This window comes from Pseudomonas zanjanensis, from assembly GCF_014268745.2.
Classification (GTDB): Bacteria; Pseudomonadota; Gammaproteobacteria; order Pseudomonadales; family Pseudomonadaceae; genus Aquipseudomonas; species Aquipseudomonas zanjanensis.
Genome location: NZ_JABWRB020000007.1, coordinates 110,854 through 132,231 on the forward strand (window position 1 = coordinate 110,854; position 21,378 = coordinate 132,231).

At 61.9% G+C, this 21,378-nt stretch carries 12 protein-coding genes; 6 read left to right on the forward strand and 6 right to left on the reverse strand.

The features are described 5' to 3' along the window. Both waaF and glnE read right to left on the reverse strand, forming a co-directional pair. Entirely contained in the window at nt 1–1,035 is a 1,035-nt protein-coding gene (gene waaF, locus HU715_RS25915; RefSeq protein ID WP_186708080.1) for a lipopolysaccharide heptosyltransferase II, read from the reverse strand. A 794-nt stretch (nt 1,036–1,829) separates the two neighbouring features. Further along, nucleotides 1,830–4,769: a bifunctional [glutamate--ammonia ligase]-adenylyl-L-tyrosine phosphorylase/[glutamate--ammonia-ligase] adenylyltransferase gene (glnE, locus tag HU715_RS25920; RefSeq protein WP_186706018.1), complete on the reverse strand. Its 2,940-nt coding sequence runs from the start codon at nt 4,767–4,769 to the stop codon at nt 1,830–1,832. A gap of 382 nt (nt 4,770–5,151) precedes the next feature. On the opposite strand from glnE, the gene aceE reads away from it, so the two are divergent. The 5 genes from aceE to msrA all read left to right on the forward strand — a co-directional run bounded on the left by aceE (nt 5,152) and on the right by msrA (nt 14,928). Continuing rightward, nucleotides 5,152–7,797, forward strand: coding sequence for a pyruvate dehydrogenase (acetyl-transferring), homodimeric type (aceE, locus tag HU715_RS25925; RefSeq protein WP_053117793.1), 2,646 nt, complete (start codon nt 5,152–5,154; stop codon nt 7,795–7,797). Nucleotides 7,798–7,808: 11 nt separating this feature from the next. After that, a complete protein-coding gene (gene aceF / locus HU715_RS25930) occupies nt 7,809–9,449 on the forward strand; it encodes a dihydrolipoyllysine-residue acetyltransferase (RefSeq protein ID WP_186706019.1) in 1,641 nt (546 codons plus the stop codon). Between the two features lie 479 nt (nt 9,450–9,928). After that, entirely contained in the window at nt 9,929–11,320 is a 1,392-nt protein-coding gene (locus HU715_RS25935) for an alkaline phosphatase D family protein (protein WP_186706020.1), read from the forward strand. A 182-nt stretch (nt 11,321–11,502) separates the two neighbouring features. Then, complete coding sequence (locus tag HU715_RS25940) at nt 11,503–14,196, forward strand: putative bifunctional diguanylate cyclase/phosphodiesterase (RefSeq protein ID WP_186706021.1); 2,694 nt, start codon at nt 11,503–11,505, stop codon at nt 14,194–14,196. Between the two features lie 84 nt (nt 14,197–14,280). Beyond that, the gene (gene msrA, locus HU715_RS25945) at nt 14,281–14,928 is read left to right on the forward strand and encodes a peptide-methionine (S)-S-oxide reductase MsrA (RefSeq protein WP_186706022.1); all 648 of its coding nucleotides are present in this window, start codon (nt 14,281–14,283) and stop codon (nt 14,926–14,928) included. A 273-nt stretch (nt 14,929–15,201) separates the two neighbouring features. On the opposite strand, the gene HU715_RS25950 is transcribed toward msrA, so the two are convergent. The 3 genes from HU715_RS25950 to HU715_RS25960 are packed head-to-tail and all read right to left on the reverse strand — an operon-like array spanning nt 15,202 to nt 18,895. Next, nucleotides 15,202–16,041: a 23S rRNA (adenine(2030)-N(6))-methyltransferase RlmJ gene (locus HU715_RS25950; RefSeq protein WP_186706023.1), complete on the reverse strand. Its 840-nt coding sequence runs from the start codon at nt 16,039–16,041 to the stop codon at nt 15,202–15,204. A gap of 26 nt (nt 16,042–16,067) precedes the next feature. Next, nucleotides 16,068–16,853 carry a DUF4123 domain-containing protein gene (locus tag HU715_RS25955; RefSeq protein WP_186706024.1) on the reverse strand — a complete coding sequence of 262 codons (786 nt, stop codon included), beginning with the start codon at nt 16,851–16,853 and terminating at the stop codon, nt 16,068–16,070. Further along, on the reverse strand, nt 16,850–18,895 hold the full coding sequence (locus HU715_RS25960; protein WP_186706025.1) for a type VI secretion system Vgr family protein: 2,046 nt from the start codon (nt 18,893–18,895) through the stop codon (nt 16,850–16,852). The genes HU715_RS25955 and HU715_RS25960 overlap by 4 nt, the downstream gene beginning before the upstream one ends. Before the next feature lie 266 nt (nt 18,896–19,161). Here HU715_RS25960 and HU715_RS25965 point away from each other — a divergent pair, with 266 nt between their 5' ends. Further along, nucleotides 19,162–19,656 carry a DUF2165 family protein gene (locus HU715_RS25965; RefSeq protein WP_186706026.1) on the forward strand — a complete coding sequence of 165 codons (495 nt, stop codon included), beginning with the start codon at nt 19,162–19,164 and terminating at the stop codon, nt 19,654–19,656. A gap of 71 nt (nt 19,657–19,727) precedes the next feature. Here HU715_RS25965 and putP read toward each other — a convergent pair whose 3' ends face one another. After that, nucleotides 19,728–21,212: a sodium/proline symporter PutP gene (putP, locus tag HU715_RS25970; protein ID WP_186706027.1), complete on the reverse strand. Its 1,485-nt coding sequence runs from the start codon at nt 21,210–21,212 to the stop codon at nt 19,728–19,730. Nucleotides 21,213–21,378: the final 166 nt, after the last annotated feature.

The window sequence follows — 21,378 nt, forward strand, 5'->3', positions numbered from 1 at the left end:
TTACCGGACCTCCACGGGGGTGCCCTGCAAACGCTCCAGGGCCTCGTTCACCGACGGCGGCATGAGCTGGCGCAGGCAGTTGTAATGACCGAAACGGCAGGTACGATCGAAGCATGGACTGCACTCGATGCCCAGGCGCACGACTTCGACCTGGTCGGCCAGCGGCGGCGTGAAGCCTGGCGAGGTGGAACCGTAGACCGCCACCAATGGACGATTCAAGGCCGCGGCCACATGCATCAGGCCCGAGTCGTTGGAGACCACCGAATCGGCGCAGGACAGCAGGTCGATGGCCTCGGCCAGGGACGTGTCGCCACTGAGGTTCACCGACTCTTCCCGAAGACCCGGGATCAGCCGCGAGCGGATGTCCTCGCCCACCGGGTGATCTTTTTTCGAACCGAACAGCCAGACTTGCCAGCCTTCGCGAATTTTCGCCTCGGCCACCTGGGCGTAGTGCTCCGCCGGCCAGCGCTTGGATTCGCCGAACTCCGCACCTGGACACAGGGCGAGCACTGGGCGATCCAGGCTCAGGCCGAACTTGGCCAGCGCCGCGTCACGGGTCACCGGGTCGATCCGCAGGCTCGGCCGCGGATACGGCTTGGGCAACTCGGAGCCAGGTTCGTAGGCCAGGGCCATGAAGCGCTCGATCATCAACGGATAACGTTCTTTGTCCAGCTTGCGCACGTCGTTGAGCAGGCCGTAGCGAAACTCGCCACGCCAGCCGGTGCGCTTGGGGATGCCGGCGAAGAACGGCACCAGCGCCGACTTCAACGAGTTGGGCAACAGGATCGCCTGGTCGTACTGACCGGCCAGGGATTTACCGATGCGCCGACGGGTCGCCAGCTCCAGCGCGCCGTGGCCGAGCGGGAAGCTCAAGGCCTTGCGCACTTCGGGCATACGTTCCAGGATCGGCCGGCTCCACTCAGGGGCCAGGACGTCGATTTCGCACTGCGGATGACGCTGTTTCAAACACTGGAACAGTGTCTGCGCCATCACCATGTCACCGACCCAACTGGGCCCAACGATCAAAATATTCATGTGCTTTCCAAAAACGATACGGGGAGGCCTACGCCTCCCCGCCTCGAGAATCACTGTGGCTTAGGTCGTTGCCTGTTGCCCTAATCTACAACACACCGCCAATCAACTGTGGCAGTACTCATCTGTTTCAAGTACCGCGCAGCACCGCCAATCCACTGTGGGAGCGGGCTTGCTCGCGAAAGGGCCAGCCCATCCGACATCAATGTCACCTGACACTCCGCTATCGCGAGCAGGCTCGCTCCCACAGGGGGCCTGCATACGTTTCCAGCACCGTGCAGCACCGCAAATCCATTGTGGGAGCGAGCCTGCTCGCGAAGAGGCCGGGACATCCAACATCAATGTCGCCTGACACTCCGCTTTCGCGAGCAGGCTCGCTCCCACAGGGGCCCGCAGAGGTTTCAAGCTCTGCGCAACACCACCAATCCATTGTGGGAGCGGGCTTGCTCGCGAAGGGCCAGCCCATCCAACATCAATGTCGCCTGACACTCCGCCTTCGCGAGCAGGCTCGCTCCCACAGGGGGCCTGCATACGTTTCCAGCACCGTGCTGCACCACCAATCCATTGTGGGAGCGGGCTTGCTCGCGAAGGGCCAGCCCATCCAACATCAATGTCGCCTGACACTCCGCCTTCGCGAGCAAGCCCGCTCCCACAGGGGCCCGCAGAGGTTTCAAGCTCTGCGCAACACCACCAATCCATTGTGGGAGCGAGCCTGCTCGCGAAGGGCCAGCCCATCCAACATCAATGTCGCCTGACACTCCGCTTTCGCGAGCAGGCTCGCTCCCACATTTAAAGCTTCAGCTCAGTCCCAGCTCCCGCCAGATCCGCACTACCTGCCGGCGCTCATCCACGAACTGGTCGCCTGCGATCACCCCGGCATCTTTCTGCAAGGCTTGGCGGTGGGCGGCGGAGCGGTAGGCTTTGTAGGCCTCGCGTAACAGCGTCGCGTCTTCGGACGGCATCAACCCGACTTCCTGCAACCCGTCCAGGATGCGGATGTTATCGGTGTAGCGCACCAGCGATGGATGCTCTTCGGACCACGCCAGGGCCGCGTATTGCACCATAAATTCAATATCGACGATACCTCCGGCATCCTGCTTGAGGTCGAAGGGCGCCGCGGCCTCGAAGGCATTCGGCGCGGTCCCGGCGGCGGTGGCCTTGCTGCCAAGGTTGTCACGCATCTTGGCGCGCATCTCGCTGACTTCCTGGCGCAGCGTCGGCAAGTCACGCTTGCGTCCCAACACCTGGATGCGGACCTTTTCGAACGCCTGGCCCACGTCCTGACTCCCCACCAGCACACGGGCTCGCACCAGCGCCTGATGCTCCCAGGTCCAGGCTTCGTTCTCCTGGTAGCGGGCAAACGCCCCGAGGGAACTGACCAGCAACCCCGACGCCCCGGACGGTCGCAGGCGCATATCCACTTCATACAACTGCCCGGAGTTGGTCTGGGCGGTCAGCAGGTGAATGATCCGCTGGCCAAGCCGGGTGAAGAATTGCGCGCCGTCGATGGGTTTCGGGCCGTCGGTTTCCGCCTGCGGGTCGCCATCGTGGATGAACACCAGGTCCAGGTCGGAACCATGGCCCAATTCCAGGCCGCCGACTTTCCCGTAACCGACAATAATGAAGCCCGGGTCACACAGGCTGCCGTCGGTGCGCAACGGCACGCCGTGCTTGGCGGCCGTCTGGCGCCAGGCCAGGGCCAGCACTTGTTCGAGAATCGCCTCGGCCAGCCAGGTCAGGTAATCGCTGACCTTCATCAACGGCAGGCTGCCGGCGATTTCCGACGCCGCCACCCGCAGACGGTGCGCCAGCTTGAAATGCCGCAACGCCTCCATTTGCTGCTCCAGATCATCCTCGGGAATGCGCGTCAGGCGCTCACGCAACTCCGCCGCCAATTCCGGCGCCAGGGGCGGCTTGAACAGCCGGCCCTCGTTGAGCAACTCATCGAGCAGCAGCGGGAAACGGGTGATTTGCTCGGCAATCCACGGGCTCGCCGCGCACAGCGTCAGCAAGCGCCGCAGGGCCCCGGGGTTTTCCGTCAACAACACAAGGTAGGCCGAACGGCGAGCCACGGCTTCTACCAAGGGCAGCACCCGCTCCAACACCAGGTCCGGATCGGCATGCTCCACAGCCTGGGCCAGCAGGCGCGGAATGAACGCATCCAGGCGTTCGCGCCCCAAGCGCTGCATGGCGCGCAATTGCGGGCTGCCGCGCAGGACGGCCAGGGCCTTGAGGGCTTTGGGCGCATCGACGAAGCCGCCCTCTTCCAACTGACGGCACGCCACTTCTTCATTCTGGCTGTCTTCCCACAACGGCAACCATTCGCCGCCGACCACCACTTCGCTTTCACCGCCCTCTTCTTCATCCGGGTCGGCGATGACCTGGCCGAAATGCCAGGCCACGCGCCCGCGCCAGTACATCAATCGCTCATGAAAGGCCGACCAGTCGGCAAAACCCAGCATGAACGCAATGCGCGCCTGATCCTGCGGGCTGTCCGGCAGCATCTGGGTCTGGCGATCGGCGATGGCCTGAATCGCATGCTCGGTATAACGCAGGAATTCGTAGCCCTGGCGCAGCTCATCGATCACCTTGGCCGGCAGGTAACCCTGGCCCTCCAGGGTGTTCAACACCTTGAGCAGCGGCCGCTGCTGCAAGCTCAAGTCGCGTCCACCGTGGATCAGCTGGAACGCCTGGGCAATGAACTCGACCTCGCGAATGCCGCCCGAGCCCAACTTGATGTTGTCGGCCATGCCCTTGCGCCGCACCTCCTGCTGGATCAACTGCTTCATGGTGCGCAGCGCTTCGATGGCGGAGAAATCCAGGTAACGGCGATAGACGAACGGACGCAGCATGTCGAGCAGTTGCGCGCCGGCCACCTGGTCGCCGGCCACCACCCGCGCCTTGATCATGGCGTAGCGTTCCCAATCGCGGCCCTGGTCCTGGTAATACTGCTCCAGGGCATTGAAGCTCAGCACCAGGGCACCGGCCGAGCCGTAGGGGCGCAGGCGCATGTCGACGCGGAACACGAAGCCGTCGACGGTCATCGGGTCGAGGGCCTTGATCAGGCGCTGGCCGACGCGGATGAAAAATTCCTGGTTATCCAGCGGCCGCTTGACACCCACGGTTTCACCGCCCTCGGGGTACGCGAAGATCAGGTCGATGTCCGACGACAGGTTCAGCTCCACCGCCCCCAGCTTGCCCATGCCGAGGATGACCATCTGCTGCGGCTCGCCGCTGCGCCGCCCGGTGGGCGTGCCGAACTGCTGGCTGAGGCGCTGATACAACCATTGGTAAGCCTGGTCGATGCAGGTGTCGGCCATGTCCGAGAGGTCGCGACAGGTCTGGACCAGATCGGCCTGGCGGGTCAGGTCGCGCCAGATGATCCGCACTTGCTGGCGGGTACGTTGGCGGCGCAGGACGCGGCCCAGTTCGTCTTCGGTTTCGGCGGCCTGGACGGCGGCGCCGATCTGCGCACACATTTCGCCGGGTGCCAGGCTACGGTCCAGTTCGCCGCTGCGCACCAGCTCCAGGAGCATCACCGGGTCACGAACACTCTGCTCGATGACAAAGTCGCTGGCGGCGGCAATGCGGTTGAACGCCTCCCAGCGTTGCGGGGTCCAGGCCGACAGCCCATGATCGTCGTCGAGGCAGGCGACCGCCGCACGGAACGACTGCTCGGCACGACTGACCAATGACTGGAGAATCGCAGGTACTTCGACAAGCGAGGGCAGGCTCATGGTCTATCCTTGATCGGCGCGGGAAAGGCTGGATGTAGTGTTTTTTCAAAAGACACTACCTGATCGACTGTCGAACAAAGATGATAAATAGCTGAAAATCTGATTTTATTGGCAGCCGGCATCAAGTTTTTACCTGTTCGAGTTGGCTAAAGACCAACAGTAACGATTATTCTCACAACGAAACGAGGGGCCACGAGCCGCTCAGGTGTAGTTTTACTACTCGTCTATACATTCGAAAGGCTGAAACGGCCGACGATTTGTAGTAAAACTACACGCCGCCGAAACAACCTTCGGCAATCCAAGAATTTATATCGTCTGCCCACAAGGCCAGTCGCAAACTCAGGCAACCGATTCTGGTAGCCTTTCCGCCCTGGAGCAAGCCATGCAAGACCTCGATCCCGTCGAAACCCAGGAATGGCTGGACGCCCTGGAATCGGTTCTCGACAAAGAAGGCGAAGACCGTGCTCATTATCTGATGACCCGTATGGGCGAACTCGCGACCCGCAGCGGTTCGCAACTGCCCTACGCCATCACCACGCCGTACCGCAACACGATCCCCGTTACCCACGAAGCACGCATGCCTGGCGACCTGTTCATGGAACGCCGCATTCGCTCGCTGGTACGCTGGAACGCGTTGGCCATGGTCATGCGTACCAACCTGAAAGATTCTGACCTGGGCGGTCACATCTCCAGCTTCGCCTCCAGCGCGACGCTGTATGACATCGGCTTCAACTACTTCTTCCAGGCCCCGACCGACGAACACGGCGGCGACCTGATCTACTTCCAGGGTCACGCATCGCCAGGCGTCTACGCCCGTGCGTTCATGGAAGGCCGCATTACCGAAGACCAGATGAACAACTTCCGCCAGGAAGTGGACGGCAACGGCCTGTCCTCGTACCCGCACCCTTGGCTGATGCCGGACTTCTGGCAGTTCCCGACCGTTTCCATGGGCCTGGGCCCGATCCAGGCGATCTACCAGGCACGCTTCATGAAGTACCTGGAAGCCCGTGGCTTCATCCAGCCAGGCAAGCAGAAAGTCTGGTGCTTCATGGGCGACGGCGAGTGCGACGAGCCGGAATCCCTGGGCGCAATCTCCCTGGCCGGCCGCGAGAAGCTGGACAACCTGATCTTTGTCATCAACTGCAACCTGCAGCGCCTCGACGGCCCGGTTCGCGGCAACGCCAAGATCATCCAGGAACTCGAAGGCGTGTTCCGTGGCGCCCAGTGGAACGTCAACAAAGTCATCTGGGGCCGCTTCTGGGACCCACTGCTGGCCAAGGACGTCGACGGTATCCTGCAACGTCGCATGGACGAAGTCATCGACGGCGAATACCAGAACTACAAGGCCAAGGACGGCGCGTTCGTCCGCGAGCACTTCTTCAACTCGCCTGAACTCAAGGCCATGGTCGCCGACCTGTCCGACGACGAGATCTGGAAGCTCAACCGTGGCGGCCACGACCCGTACAAGGTCTACGCGGCGTACCACCAGGCGGTCAACCACAAAGAACAGCCGACCGTCATCCTGGCCAAGACCATCAAGGGTTATGGCACCGGTGCCGGCGAAGCGAAGAACACCGCGCACAACACCAAGAAAGTCGATGTCGACAGCCTGAAGTTGTTCCGCGACCGCTTCGATATTCCGGTCAAGGACAGCGAGCTGGAAAACCTGCCGTTCTTCAAGCCTGAAGAAGGCAGCGCCGAAGCCCGTTACCTGGCCGAGCGCCGTGCCGCACTGGGCGGTTTCGTGCCACAGCGTCGCGCCAAGAGCTTCAGCATCCCGACCCCGCCACTGGAAACCCTCAAGGCGATCCTGGACGGCTCGGGCGACCGTGAAATCTCCACCACCATGGCCTTCGTGCGGATCCTCGCGCAATTGGTCAAGGACAAGGAAATCGGCCAGCGCATCGTCCCGATCATCCCGGACGAAGCCCGTACCTTCGGTATGGAAGGCATGTTCCGCCAATTGGGCATCTACTCGTCCGTCGGCCAGCTCTACGAGCCAGTCGATAAAGACCAGGTGATGTTCTACCGCGAAGACAAGAAGGGCCAGATCCTCGAGGAAGGCATCAACGAAGCGGGCGCCATGAGCTCCTTCATTGCCGCCGGTACTTCGTACTCCAGCCACAACCAGCCGATGCTGCCGTTCTACATCTTCTACTCGATGTTCGGCTTCCAGCGTATCGGTGACCTGGCCTGGGCCGCTGGCGACAGCCGTACCCGTGGCTTCCTGATCGGCGGTACCGCCGGCCGTACCACGCTGAACGGTGAAGGCCTGCAGCACGAAGACGGCCACAGCCACATGCTGGCCGGGACTATCCCGAACTGCCGCACCTATGATCCGACCTACGGCTACGAGCTGGCGGTGATCATCCAGGACGGCATGAAGAAGATGACCGAAGAGCAACAGGACGTCTTCTACTACATCACCGTGATGAACGAGTCCTACCAGCAGCCAGCCATGCCGGCCGGCGTGGAAGCAGGCATCGTCAAGGGCATGTACCTGCTCGAGGAAGACACCCGCGAAGCGGCGCACCATGTCCAACTGATGGGCTCCGGCACCATCCTGCGCGAAGTGCGTGAAGCGGCGAAGATCCTGCGTGAAGAGTTCAACGTCGGTGCCGACGTCTGGAGCGTCACCAGCTTCAACGAACTGCGTCGCGACGGCCTGGCCGTAGAACGCAGCAACCGCCTGCACCCTGGCCAGAAGCCAAAGCTGAGCTATGTCGAAGAGTGCCTGAATGGCCGCAAAGGTCCGGTCATCGCCTCCACCGACTACATGAAGCTGTTCGCCGAGCAGATCCGCCAGTGGGTGCCTTCCAAGGAATTCAAAGTGCTGGGCACCGACGGTTTCGGCCGTAGCGACAGCCGCAAGAAGCTGCGTCACTTCTTCGAAGTCGACCGTAAGTTCGTTGTGTTGGCAGCCCTGGAAGCCTTGGCTGACCGTGGCGATATCGAACCTAAAGTGGTGGCCGAAGCCATCGCCAAGTTCGGCATCGATCCAGAAAAACGCAACCCACTGGACTGCTGAGGAGAATTTTCGTGAGCGAACTCATTCGCGTACCTGACATCGGCAGCGGTGAAGGTGAAGTAATTGAACTGTTTGTGAAGGTCGGCGACCGTATCGAAGCCGACCAGAGCATCCTGACGCTTGAATCGGACAAGGCCAGCATGGAAGTGCCTGCGCCGAAGGCCGGTGTCATCAAGAGCCTGAAAGTGAAGCTGGGCGACCGCTTGAAGGAAGGCGACGAACTGCTGGAGCTGGAAGTCGAGGGCGCCGCTGCGGCGCCTGAAGCGGCCGCCCCTGCGGCTACCCCGGCAGCGGCTGAAAAGCCTGCCGCCGCGCCGGCTGCCGAAGCGGCTCCCGCGCCCGCTGCGGCGCCTGCCGCTGCCAGCGTCCAGGATATTCATGTCCCGGACATCGGTTCGTCGGGCAAGGCCAAGATCATCGAAGTGTTGGTCAAGGCTGGCGACACCGTCGAAGCCGACCAGTCGCTGATCACCCTGGAATCCGACAAGGCCAGCATGGAAATCCCATCGCCGGCCGCCGGTGTGGTGGAAAGCGTCGAGGTCAAGCTGGACGACGAAGTCGGCACCGGTGACCTGATCCTGAAGCTGAAAGTAGCCGGCGCCTCGGCACCTGCCGCGCCTGCCCCGGCCGCTGCGCCAGCCGCCAAGGCTGAAGCCGCTCCAGCACCAGCCGCCGCGCCTGCGGCCAAGGCTGAAGCAGCCCCTGCTCCTGTCGCCGCTGCGCCTGCGCCTAGCGGTGCCAAGGTGCATGCCGGCCCCGCGGTGCGTCAGTTGGCCCGTGAATTCGGTGTCGAGCTGTCCGCCGTAGGCCCGAGCGGCCCTCACGGTCGCGTGCTCAAGGAAGACGTGCAAGCCTACGTCAAGGCCATGATGCAGAAGGCCAAGAACGCACCGGCCGAAGGCGCCACCGGCGGCGCGGGCATCCCGCCGATCCCGGCGGTGGACTTCAGCCGCTTCGGCGAAACCGAAGAAGTGGCCATGACTCGCCTGATGCAGATCGGCGCGTCGAGCCTGCACCGCAGCTGGCTGAACATCCCGCACGTGACTCAATTCGACCAGGCCGATATCACCGAGCTGGAAGCTTTCCGCGTCGCGCAGAAAGCCGTGGCGGAAAAGGCCGGCGTGAAGCTGACCGTGCTGCCACTGCTGCTCAAGGCCTGTGCACACCTGCTCAAGGAACTGCCGGATTTCAACGCCTCCCTGGCCCCAAGCGGCAAGGCTGTGATCCGCAAGAAATACGTGCACATCGGCTTTGCCGTCGACACCCCGGAAGGCCTGCTGGTACCGGTCATCCGCAACGTCGACCAGAAGAGCCTGCTGCAACTGGCTGGCGAAGCCGCTGCCCTGGCCGAAAAAGCCCGGAACAAGAAGCTCACCGCCGACGACATGCAGGGCGCCTGCTTCACCATCTCCAGCCTCGGCCACATTGGCGGCACCGGCTTCACGCCGATCGTCAACGCGCCGGAAGTGGCGATCCTGGGCGTCTCCAAGGCCACCATCCAGCCAGTCTGGGACGGTAAAGCCTTCCAGCCGAAGCTGATGCTGCCACTGTCGCTGTCCTACGATCACCGAGTGATCAATGGCGCCGCCGCCGCACGCTTCACCAAGCGTCTGAGCGACTTGCTGGGCGACATCCGCACCATCCTGCTGTAACACCGGGCGGCCCTCCCTTGGGAGGGCCATTCGGCGCACCGTTTCCGAGCGCCACGCTCGTACCTCAACCCCGTCCGTTTGGCGGGGCTTTTTTTGCCTGGAATTCAGACCTGTGGGAGCGGGCTTGGTGGGAGCAAGGCTTGCCCGCGATGAAAACACCGCGGTCTCTTGAGTGCTGCGGTGCCTGGATCGCGAGCAAGCTTTGCTCCCACCAGGCTCGCTCCCACAATGGATTTGTGGCGCTGCACCTTAACTTGAAACCACCCCCCCCTGTGGGAGCGAGCCTGCTCGCGATGGCGGTAGGTCAGGCGACGCGGTAATTTCCTACCGCCCAAGTTTTAAATGACTACGCCCCCTGTAGTCATTCCCCACAACCCACGCCCCCTTCCCTATCGATATTTATCGCCCACCGAGCTTTAGCATCGAACCGCCAAGGCACCTTGATGGGTGCCCCATTAAAACTTCGAATGGATTCGAATATGTTCAAACCTACCGTCGGCCCGATTGTCGGGCACACGACCACGGACCATGCCCGGATATTCCTGCGCGGTGATCATGGCAACAGCCAGGTATTTGCCGGCATTCGCCACCGACGCCGAGGGGACACAGGCTGGTCGATAGGGCAATTTGTCCAACTGAAGGCCTACCGCGACATGTCCGATATCATCGTGTTGAAAGGTCTTCAACCCGACACCGCCTACGAATACCAGGCCGGCTGGTTCAGCCCCCTGAGCCCGACCCACACCGTGGAAACCATCCAGGAACTGCCCTTGCAATGGCCCAGGAACACCTATTGCTTGCGCACGCCGACCGATAAAACCGATGCGCCGCGGACTTATATCGTGGGCTCGTGTCGCTACTTGCGGATCGTCGCCAATACCCCGCTGCTACCCGCGCTCGGGGATCGCACCTTTGCCGGCATCAATCGTGTCGTCGAACAAGCCGACCCGCCGATCAGCGCGGTAGTGATGACCGGCGACCAGGTTTACCTCGATGACCTGAATGTCATCGGCCCGGACCGAACCTATGAAAACATCCTCTTCAGATACCGAACGGTATTTGCCCAGCCGCAGATCCGCAAGCTGATGGCTGGCACCCCGACCTACATGATCCTTGACGACCATGAAATCGAAGACAACTGGCCCGCCAGGAGAACCGCCCAGGACGACCTCCTGTATGCCAATGCCATGAGCGCTTATCGGCTTTACCAGGCCAGCCACGGACCCGTCCATGAACTGTCGGGCGACGGAACATTGAACAGGGCGTTGACCCGCTACTGGTACACCTTTGCCCACGGGGATATCCATTGGTTCGTTACCGACAGCCGGACGCAACGCAACCTGTCGGCGGACGACCGGCGCATCCTCGACCAGGAACAGGAACAGGCCCTGCTTGAATGGCTTGTCAGCAGCCCCGCCCGGGTCAAGCTCGTCGTCACCAGTGTGATGTTTTTCCCTGACCACAAGCGCAATGACGGCGATGCCTGGCAGGCGTTTCCGGCACAACGGCTGCGACTGCTGGACAGCATCCGTCGCCAGCGGATCAAAAACGTAGTGTTCATTTCGGGTGACGTCCACGGTTCCATGACCAGCCGGCTGCGGCACAGCGAGGATCCTGATTTCGAGGTCAACACCGTCGTTTCCTCGCCGTTCTACAACAGCAAACTGCTGCCTTTTGCAAAAGCCGCGGATTTTATTTTCCATCGGCCCATGGCCCGCACGGACAGCGGTGAGTACCGCTATGAACTGACCAGCGAAGTGGTGAGCCAGGACAACTTCGCCCGCCTGCAGGTCACGGCGCAGAGCCTCCAAGTCACCTTCCACGACCGTGACGGCAGGCCCTTGCAGACGGTCGATATCCCGCTGCGATGAACTTCCATGCCCTCTGATCGGCTGGCGACTGGAGAAATCCCGTTGTCGGCCGATAAAAGGTTTATAGCACTTGGCCTTCATCTCTCTTGTCAGCCAGTGCCGCAATGATGCAACCTTGCGCCAATCCGTAATAACGAGGGCGTCAGCCCGGCGCGATCAGCATTTTCGAAGCGAGTTTCCCCATGAAAAGCCAACCCGATGCCGCCAGCCGTATGGCGGCCGAGGTAGTGACGCAGTTACCGGTGCCCGCGCGGCTCGGTATGCTGCGTTTCGAACGGCTGAATGAAGCTAGCTGGGCGCTGTTGTTCCTCGACCCCAATTGCGAGCGACACTTCGGCCTGCCGGCGGTAGAGCTGTGCTCGCTGGTCAGTTCGCCCTACGCCAGCCTGATGGAACCCGAAGCGCGCTATCAACTGCATGACGCCATCCAGCAGCAGTTGGCCCAGGCCGCGCATTACCAGATTCGCTACACGCTCCACACCGCCAAGGGGCCGATGAACGTGCTGGAGACGGGCGAAGCCTATAAACAGCACAATCGCCACCTGCTGCGCGGCTACCTGCTGGTGGTGGACAATTTGCTGCAAAGCGAACCCTCCATGCCGGCCCTGGACCTGGAAACCCAGAACTCGCGCCTGCAGATCGCCCTGGAACTGAACCAGCGCGCCCAGCAAGAGCAGCTCCAGCATCTGGACCGCGTACGCGCCCAACAGGACCTGATCCTGCTGCTGACCCGCCAACGCTACAGCGCCAACAATTCCCTGCTCGAAGCGGCCGAACTCATCACTCGCAGCGCCTGCGACATCTACCAGATCGATTGCGCCAGTATCTGGAACCTCGACGATGGCAAGCTGGTGCCGATTTCCGCCTATAACCGCGCATCCCAGGAATATTTCCTGCCAGCGGTGATCGACGCCAACGAGTTTCCCGACTACATGGAGGCGCTGCAGACCTGCCGCGCCATCGACGCCCACAATGCGATGCGCGACCCGCGTACCCGGGAAATGGCCGGGAACCTGCGCGCTCGCGACGTCAACGCCATTCTAGACGCCAGCGTGCGTATCGACGGCCAAGTGGTGGGCGTGCTGTGCCTGGAACAAGTGGGCGCCACCCGCGCCTGGCAGTCGGATGAGATCGCCTTTGCCGGCGAGCTGGCGGACCAGTTCGCCCAAGTCATCAACAACCACAACCGACGCACCGCCACCAGCGCCCTGCACCTGTTCCAGCGGGCCGTGGAGCAGAGCGCCAACGCGTTCCTGCTGGTCAATTGCGACGGCGTGGTGGAGTACGTCAACCCAAGCTTCACCGCAATCACCCAGTACACCACCGAGGAAGTCCACGGCCAGCGCCTCTCGGAACTGCCGGCCCTGGAAAACCTCAGCGAACTGCTGTTCGATGCGCCCTCGGCACTGGCCCAGAGCAACAGCTGGCAGGGTGAGTTCAAGAGCCGGCGCAAGAACCTGGAGCCCTACTGGGGCCAGTTGTCGATTTCCAAGGTCTACGGCGACAACCGCGAGTTGACCCACTATATCGGCATCTACGAAGACATCACCCAGACCAAGCTGGCCCAGCAGCGCATCGAGCGCCTGGCGTACACCGACAACCTGACCAACCTGGGCAACCGCCCGGCGTTCATCCGCAACCTCGATGAACGCTTCGCCCGGGACAGTGACTCGCCCATCAGCCTGCTGCTGGTGGACATCGACAATTTCAAGCGCATCAACGACAGTCTCGGCCACCAGACCGGCGACAAACTGTTGATCAGCCTGGCCCGGCGCCTGCGCAACAGCTTGAGTCCCAGTGGCAGCCTGGCGCGCTTCGCCAGTAACGAATTCGCGGTGCTGCTGGACGACACCGATCTGGAGGCCGGGCAGCAGATCGCCAGCCAGTTGCTGATGACCCTCGACAAACCGATGTTCGTCGACAACCAGTTGATCAGCGTGACCGGCTCCGTGGGCCTCGCCTGCGCGCCGCTGCACGGTCGCGACCCGCAGCCCCTGATGCGCAATGCCGGCCTCGCCCTGCACAAGGCCAAGGCCAACGGCAAGCACCAGGTCCAAGTGTTCACCGAAGCACTGAATGCCGAGGCCAGCTACAAGCTGTTCGTGGAAAACAACCTGCGACGTGCCTTGACCCAGAACGAACTGGATGTCTTCTACCAGCCCAAGCTGTGCCTGCGCAGCGGCCGCCTGCTGGGCATGGAAGCGCTGCTGCGCTGGAACCATCCGGAAAAGGGCATGATCCGCCCGGACCAGTTCATCAGCGTGGCCGAAGAAACCGGCCTGATCATCCCCATTGGCAAATGGATCGCCCGCCAGGCCTGCCGGATGAGCAAACAACTGACCGCCGCCGGCCTGGGTAACCTGCAAGTGGCGATCAACTTGTCACCCAAGCAGTTCTCCGACCCGGACCTGGTCGCCTCCATCGCCAGCATCCTCAAGGAGGAACAACTGCCGGCGCGGCTGCTGGAGCTGGAGCTTACCGAAGGCCTGCTGCTGGAAGCCACCGAAGACACCCACTTGCAGCTCGACCAGCTCAAGCGCCTGGGCCTGACCCTGGCCATGGACGACTTCGGCACCGGTTATTCGTCCCTCAGCTACCTGAAGAAATTCCCGATCGACATCATCAAGATCGATCGCAGCTTCATCCATGAGATCCCCGACAACCAGGACGACATGGAAATCACCTCGGCGGTGATCGCCATGGCCCACAACCTGAAACTCAAGGTCGTGGCCGAAGGCATCGAAACCGCCCAGCAACTGACGTTCCTGCGGCGTCATCGTTGCGACGTCGGCCAGGGCTACCTGTTCGACCGGCCAATCCCTGGCGCGGAGCTGATCGAAAAGCTCAAGCGCTACCCGCGCGGGCCTCTGGTCTGACAGCTGCGTATAGCTTGCGGCGGCTTTTCTGAGGCACACTGACGGTCTATTTCGCTCAACTCCATCTGACTGAGAGGACTGATCATGGTCTTGCGCTCGGAAATCCTGGTGAATAAAAACGTGCTTCCTACTCCTGATCAAGCTCTGCCTGGCCGTGAAACCCCGATGACCGTGCCGGAAAAACACTTCGTCCACGACGCGCCCCTGCTGGGCCCGTTTGCCATGGACGTAGACTTCGCAATCTTCGGCCTCGGTTGCTTCTGGGGCGCAGAGCGCAAGTTCTGGCAGCGTGAAGGCGTGGTCAGTACCGCGGTGGGTTACGCCGGCGGTTTCACGCCGAACCCGACGTATGAAGAGGTCTGCTCGGGCCTTACCGGCCACAGCGAAGTGGTGCTGGTGGTCTACGAGCCAGCGAAAGTCAGCTACGAAGAGCTGCTGAAGATGTTCTGGGAACTGCACAACCCGACCCAGGGCATGCGCCAGGGGAACGACATCGGCACCCAGTACCGTTCGGTGATCTATGCCACGAACCCGGCTCAACTGGCAGCGGCCAGACACAGCGAGCAAGTCTTCCAGGCTGAGCTGACCAAGGCCGGCAAAGGCACCATCACCACCGAAATCGAAGAAGCGCCGACGTTCTACTTCGCCGAGGCCTATCACCAGCAATACCTGGCGAAGAACCCTGAAGGCTATTGCGGGATCGGCGGCACCGGCGTGACCTGCCCGATCTGACTACAAGCTTCGCGAGCAGGCTCGCTCCCACAGGTCCAGCGGCATATCCAAATGTTGCATGCACACCAGGGCCAATGTGGGAGCGAGCCTGTGGGAGCAAGGCTTGCCCGCGATGCAAACACCTCGGTGTAGCTGGTAGACCCAGGCGATGCCATCGCGAGCAAGCTCGGCTCCCACAGGGGCCCGGGGCGGGCACGATAAGGGGGTACACCCCAAAAGCCGTGTGGGAGCGGGCTTGCTCGCGAAGGCGCCCTTCCAGACGCCATCAAACCATCAGCTCTCAGCGATCAACCAATCCATCTGCCACCCACCTTGGGTCTGCCCAAGCTTTTTCGACAGCCACGGCAGCAGCTCACGCAACTCTTCTTCCAGTCCCCACGGCGGGTTGGCAATCGCCAGGCCGGAACCGTTCAGGCTGTTGGGCGTCGCCAGCGGGTGCACCAACAGTTCCACCCGCAACAGCTTCGGCGCGCCCGTGCCAGCCAGGTCCTGGTAGAAGCGGCGCAACATCCGCTGGTCCTTCACCGGGTACCAGATGGCTGCCACCGTCTGGCGCATCCGGCCAATCGCCTCCTTGAGCGAGGCGGCACAGCGCTGCATTTCGTCAAGCTGTTCGAAGGGTGGATCGATCAGCATCAGCGCACGCTTTTCCGCCACCGGCAGCAACGCCCGCGGCACATGCCAGCCTTCACCCAGGTGCACCACCACGCGACGGTCGCCTTTCATGTTGTCCTTGAGCAACACGCCGTCTTCCGGATGTTTCTCATTAAGCAGCACACGGTCCTGAGGCCGGGTCAGGCGCCGCGCCAGCTCCGGCGAGCCCGGGTAGTAGCGCAATTGGCCGTCCGGGTTCATCTCGTGCAGCACTTTCATGTAGTCGGCAGTCAACGGCGGCAGGTCGCCCTCGCCCCACAACCGCGCGATGCCTTCCAAATACTCACCGGTACGATTGGCCTGGTCGCCCTGCAAGTCATACAGCCCGGTGCCCGCGTGGGTATCGAGGTAGGCGAAGGGCTGTTCCTTGCGCGACATCAGCGCGATGAGGCGGGTCAAGGTCAGGTGTTTGAACACGTCGGCGTGATTGCCGGCGTGGAAGGCGTGGCGATAATTCATGGCGGCTCCTGCGAAGGGCGACGAGTTTACCTTGAAGCGCGTCGAACGTCAGGGGTTGGCAGCCCGGCGGCCACGCCACGATCAGCAAGCTCGCGCAGCAAGTACGCCTGCAAGGGCGCCTTGGGCGCGGCAAGCGGCTTCGATCGCTGAAGAAAGTGGGCAATCTTGCACCGCAGGATGCGCTGGTCGACCCGCTCACACAGAGACGGATGCTCTTCGCCCAGCCATGTGAGCAAGCTATCCACAAGACACTCCGTCGGCGCCTCGGCCATGGCTTCCAGCAGCGCCACCGGTACTTCCCACCAAGGAAAAATCCGGGCCGGCCGCTGGGCATCTCCCACGAACTCAAGGGATCGACCGTTGATCAGGCAACGGTTGATCACCGGCAAGAGCTGCCCGGCGTCCACCGCCGTCGATTGCAGGATCGGCCCCATGAACCGCCCATCCCAAAAGCGCAGGAAAACCGCCTTGCCACCTGGCAGCAACACCTGGGTGAGCCCACGCAAATGCTCGGCAAGGTCTTCCTGGTCGGCACGCGACACTGCCAGCCACCCCCAATCGAGTGAATCGGTGGCCGCTATCCAGTCAAGGAACTCACTGTCTGCGCGGACAAGCCCCACATAGGGCATGACCGCTTCCCACCCGGCGTACGGCGTGTCGGCCCAGATCGGTGTGGGTGTCGCGCCAATCGAGCGCCGCCAGGCCGATAACGCCCCGGCGCTGCTGGCGTTGCTGAATATAGCGAAAAGCTGCTCGGACGCCAGCAACGGATGGTGCTCAAGCCAGGCGCGGGGCGTTTGATCGCTGTTCATGGGCGCTCCTGTATGTCGACAGATGTGTGAAAGCCCGACGGCACTGCGCAGACGCCGTTTCTGCAACGTTCACATTCCTCGCAGAACGGCGCCGAGCCTTGGAAACTGAGGATTTGCGCCAGGGAAAGCCGAGGTGCCGCCGCAGGGACCGGCCTTCCGGCGCTGCCCGGCGAAACCGCTGCCGCGCCCATGACCGCCATCGGCGCCCCACCTACCTCGATCGGCACGCTGCTGAAAATCCCGTCGGCGCCGATGTTGATCCAATGGCCGCCAGCCTGCAGGGTCACACTGGCGCCAGCCTCCAGGACCACTTGCTGGCCGGCGCTGACATGAAACTGCTTGCTGGCGTTCAGGACCTGGCTGGTCACACGGATATGCCGATCGCCACTCACCAGCAAGTGATCGTCCTGGCGGACTTCAGCCCGGCGCCTTCCGTGGGTCACGCGCTGCTCATCGGCCTTGAGCTCGTGCCGCGCCGTGCCGGTGACGACGATACTGCGCTCGTGATCGACCCGCACCCGCTGGTCATGCAACACATGCTGGGTCCAGTTTCGCTGGGCCCGCAGGTAGATCTCCTCGCCCCCCTTGCGGTCCTCGATGCGCAGCTCGTTATAGCCTTCCCCACCAGGGCTGCTCCGGCTGCGCCAGATACTGCGGGTGTTGTCCGCCGGCAGTTCCAGCGGAACCTGGTTGGCGCCATTGGGCAGGCAACCGACCACCAGCGGCTTGTCCACGTCGCCATCGATGAACCCCACCAGCACTTCCATGCCGACCCGGGGAATCATCACTGCACCATAGTGATCATGGGCCCAGCCCGTGGCCACGCGCAGCCAGCAACTGGAATGCTCATCGCGCCGGCCGTGACGATCCCAGACCAGTTGCACCTTGACCCGCCCGAATTCATCGCAATGGATCTCGCTGCCCTGCGGCCCGGTCACCACCGCTGATTGATAGCCGTGGGCATGGGGCTTTTCGTGCTGCAAGGACGGCCGAAAGAACACGTCCCATGGCGTGGCGAGAAAGGTATTCCTATAACCCTGGAATTCATCCGGACTGGAGGAGGCTGTTTCTTCCAGCACCTGGGGTTGACGGCCATGATGGTTGATCTGGGTCAGGAGCCACAGATCGTTCCACTGTTCCCGGGGATGGTCCTTGATGCGCATGAAATGCCCGCTGACGAAGGCGCTGTCATCGCTGTCGCCCTGTGCCACGCGATAATTGGCGCCGTGACGCTCAAGGGCGCGTCGGGTCAGGCGCCTGGCATCGTCACGGTCGCAGAACCCACCGGGGTAGCGATAGTCCTCAAGAACAGGACGTTGCCGATTGTAGAGCTCGGCTTGCAATGTCACGCCAGGCTTGCGGAAGTCGTAGTCGCGCAACGTCACGGCCGTGGTATGGGTCTGGATTCGCACCGCCAAGCGCTTGATGGCCGGCGCGTCGGCAGCCATGCCGTTGTCGGAAAGGTACAGCGTCGATTCGGGCAGGCATGGAAACACGGTCTGGTCATCACCGAACACCAGCAGATGACCGTCAGGGCGGTGGCGAAAATGGTAGTGGATACCGACTTCAGCGCAGATCCGCTCAATGAACGCCAGGTCGCTTTCACCGTACTGCACACAGTATTCACGCTCGGGGTATTGCCCTGCGAGCGTGAATTCGAAGGCACCCGCCAGGATCCCGTGATCCTTCAAGACTTGGGCGACGATAGCGGGCACGCTCAAGTGCTGGAAGATCCGCTGGTTGATACGATGGCGCAAGTAGGCCAGGCGCGGCACCAAAGTGACCTGGTAGCGGGTCAGACGCTTGCCCGAGTCGCCTTGGGCGACGCTATAGAGCTGACCGTGTATGCCACCCTCCCGGTCGTCGAACCCCAGAAATGCCTGACGATGCAGAAGCTCTTCCAGTGCCAGGTCGGACCGTTCGCTGACCAGTTCCAGGTCAAAACGATAGGGCTGGCTGATGGCTTCCGTGCCCTTGAACTCAAGCACCTTGAGCTCGCTCGGCGGGTTGTCGAGCGTCAGCGTGAATCGCGGCGGGAACATCCTATGTGCCTCTGCTGAATGGAGGCGGATGATTCTGCATGAGCACCAGGGACGTGTATTGGAGGCGCAAAAAAACAGATTTGCCCTACATCCAAGAAGCTAAAAGCTGCTAAGCGTGATGCATTTTCCGATAGACATTCGAAGCATCACGACCAACCGCTACCGTCCTACAAACGAATCAGCAGTTTCTTGCAACGTGCTCGATCTCTTGCCAACAGTGGGCGTGATAACGTGCGCCGGTCGCAAAAAAGCAAAGGACGCAGGACATGACGACACGCTACGCAAAAATCGCAATGACCCTGGCACTCGCTGCATTCGCCTTCCTGACGGTGTTCAACAACCTCACGGACTACCGCTCCAACTTCAATTTCGTCCAGCATGTACTGAGCATGGACACCACCTTCCCCGACAATGCCGCCCGGTATCGCGCCCTCGATAAACCGTGGATGTGGCACGGCGCCTATTGGCTGATCATCTTCGGCGAGGCATTGACGGCGGGGCTGCTGGGCTACGGCGCAGTGAAACTGTGGCAGGCACGCCGGGCCGAGGCCGGGGCATTTGCCCGCGCCAAACGATGGACCGTGGCCGGCTTGACGGTCGGTTTCTTCGTCTGGTTCTTTGGTTTCATGGTGGTCGGCGGCGAATGGTTCCTGATGTGGCAATCAGAAATCTGGAATGGCCAGGACGCTGCGTTCAGGTTCTACATGGCGATCCTGGGCGTGTTGATCTTTCTCAACCAGCCTGATGCCGAGATGAAGTGATGTCCGTGGCGAGGGAGCAAGCTCCCTCGCCACATTGGATCACCTGCGGGCTCAAGGCCGCGCAGAAAGTCTTACTGGTTCAGACGGAAGTCTTTCTCGGCCGCTTCGAAGCGCTGCACCATACCGGTGGTAGGCGTGCCCATCTTGCTGACGAAGTAGATAGCCAGGCTGGCGAAGATGAAGCCTGGGATGATTTCGTACAGACCCAGCAGCTCGAAATGCTTCCAGACCACGACGGTGATCGCGCCGACCAGGATACCGGCCAGGGCGCCGTTGCGAGTCATGTTCTTCCAGACCACGGAGATCAGGACCACCGGACCGAAGGCGGCACCGAAGCCGGCCCAGGCGTAGCTCACCAGGCCCAGTACGCGGTTTTCCGGGTTGGCGGCCAGGGCAATGGCGACCAAGGCCACCAGCAGCACCATGGCGCGACCGACCCAGACCAGTTCCAGCTGGGAAGCGCTCTTGCGCAGGAAGGTCTTGTAGAAGTCTTCGGTCAGGGCACTGGAGCACACCAGCAGCTGGCAGCTCAGGGTGCTCATCACCGCCGCCAGGATGGCCGACAGCAACACGCCAGCAACCCATGGATTAAACAGGATCTTCGCCAGCTCGATGAACACGCGCTCAGGGTTTTCGGTCACGGGACCGGCCACTTCAGGGTGCGCCGAGAAGTAAGCAATACCGAAGAAGCCGACCGCCACGGTGCCGCCCAGGCACAGGATCATCCAGGCCATGGAGATACGACGCGCCTTGGCAATCGACTTGACCGAATCCGCTGCCATGAAGCGCGCCAGGATGTGCGGTTGACCGAAGTAGCCCAGGCCCCAGCCCATCAGCGAAATAATGCCGATGAAGGTGGTGTTTTTCAGCATGTCGAAGGACGTAGGATCTTTCGCTTCGATCGCCAGGAACGTGGTGTCCACGCCGCCGGTGGCCAACAGTACGATGATCGGCGTGAGGATCAGCGCGAAGATCATCAGGGTGGCTTGTACGGTGTCGGTCCAGCTCACCGCCAGGAAACCACCAACGAAGGTATAGGCGATGGTCGCGGCAGCACCGGCCCACAGCGCGGTCTCGTAGGACATGCCGAAGGTGCTTTCGAACAGACGGGCACCGGCCACGATGCCGGAAGCGCAGTAGATGGTGAAGAACACCAGGATCACCACCGCAGAGATGATCCGCAGCAGGCCGCTCGTGTCTTCGAAACGGCTGGAGAAGTAATCCGGCAGCGTCAGGGCGTCACCGTTGTGTTCGGTCTGCACTCGCAGGCGACCGGCCACGAACAGCCAGTTCAGGTAGGCACCGATGACCAGGCCGATGGCGATCCAGCTTTCCGACAGGCCGGACATGTAGATGGCACCCGGCAAACCCATCAACAACCAGCCGCTCATGTCGGAAGCACCGGCGGACAACGCCGTGACCACGCTGCCGAGGCTGCGACCGCCCAGGATGTAGTCGGAAAGGTTATTGGTGGAGCGGTAAGCCATCAGGCCGATCAGGACCATGGCTGCGATGTAGATCACGAAAGTGATCAAGGTGGGATTACTAACACTCATGAGTTACGCCCTGGCTTTGTTTTTATGATGCGGTGGCAGTTGAAAGCGTCGACAACGCTGAAGTTGTAGCAACGATTTGCAGTCCCGCGAATTTATGACTGATGTTTCCCCAGGAAAGCCATCAGCCGATGCCCCTCGGCTTGGAACCGGTTGCACCTTGGCCGCG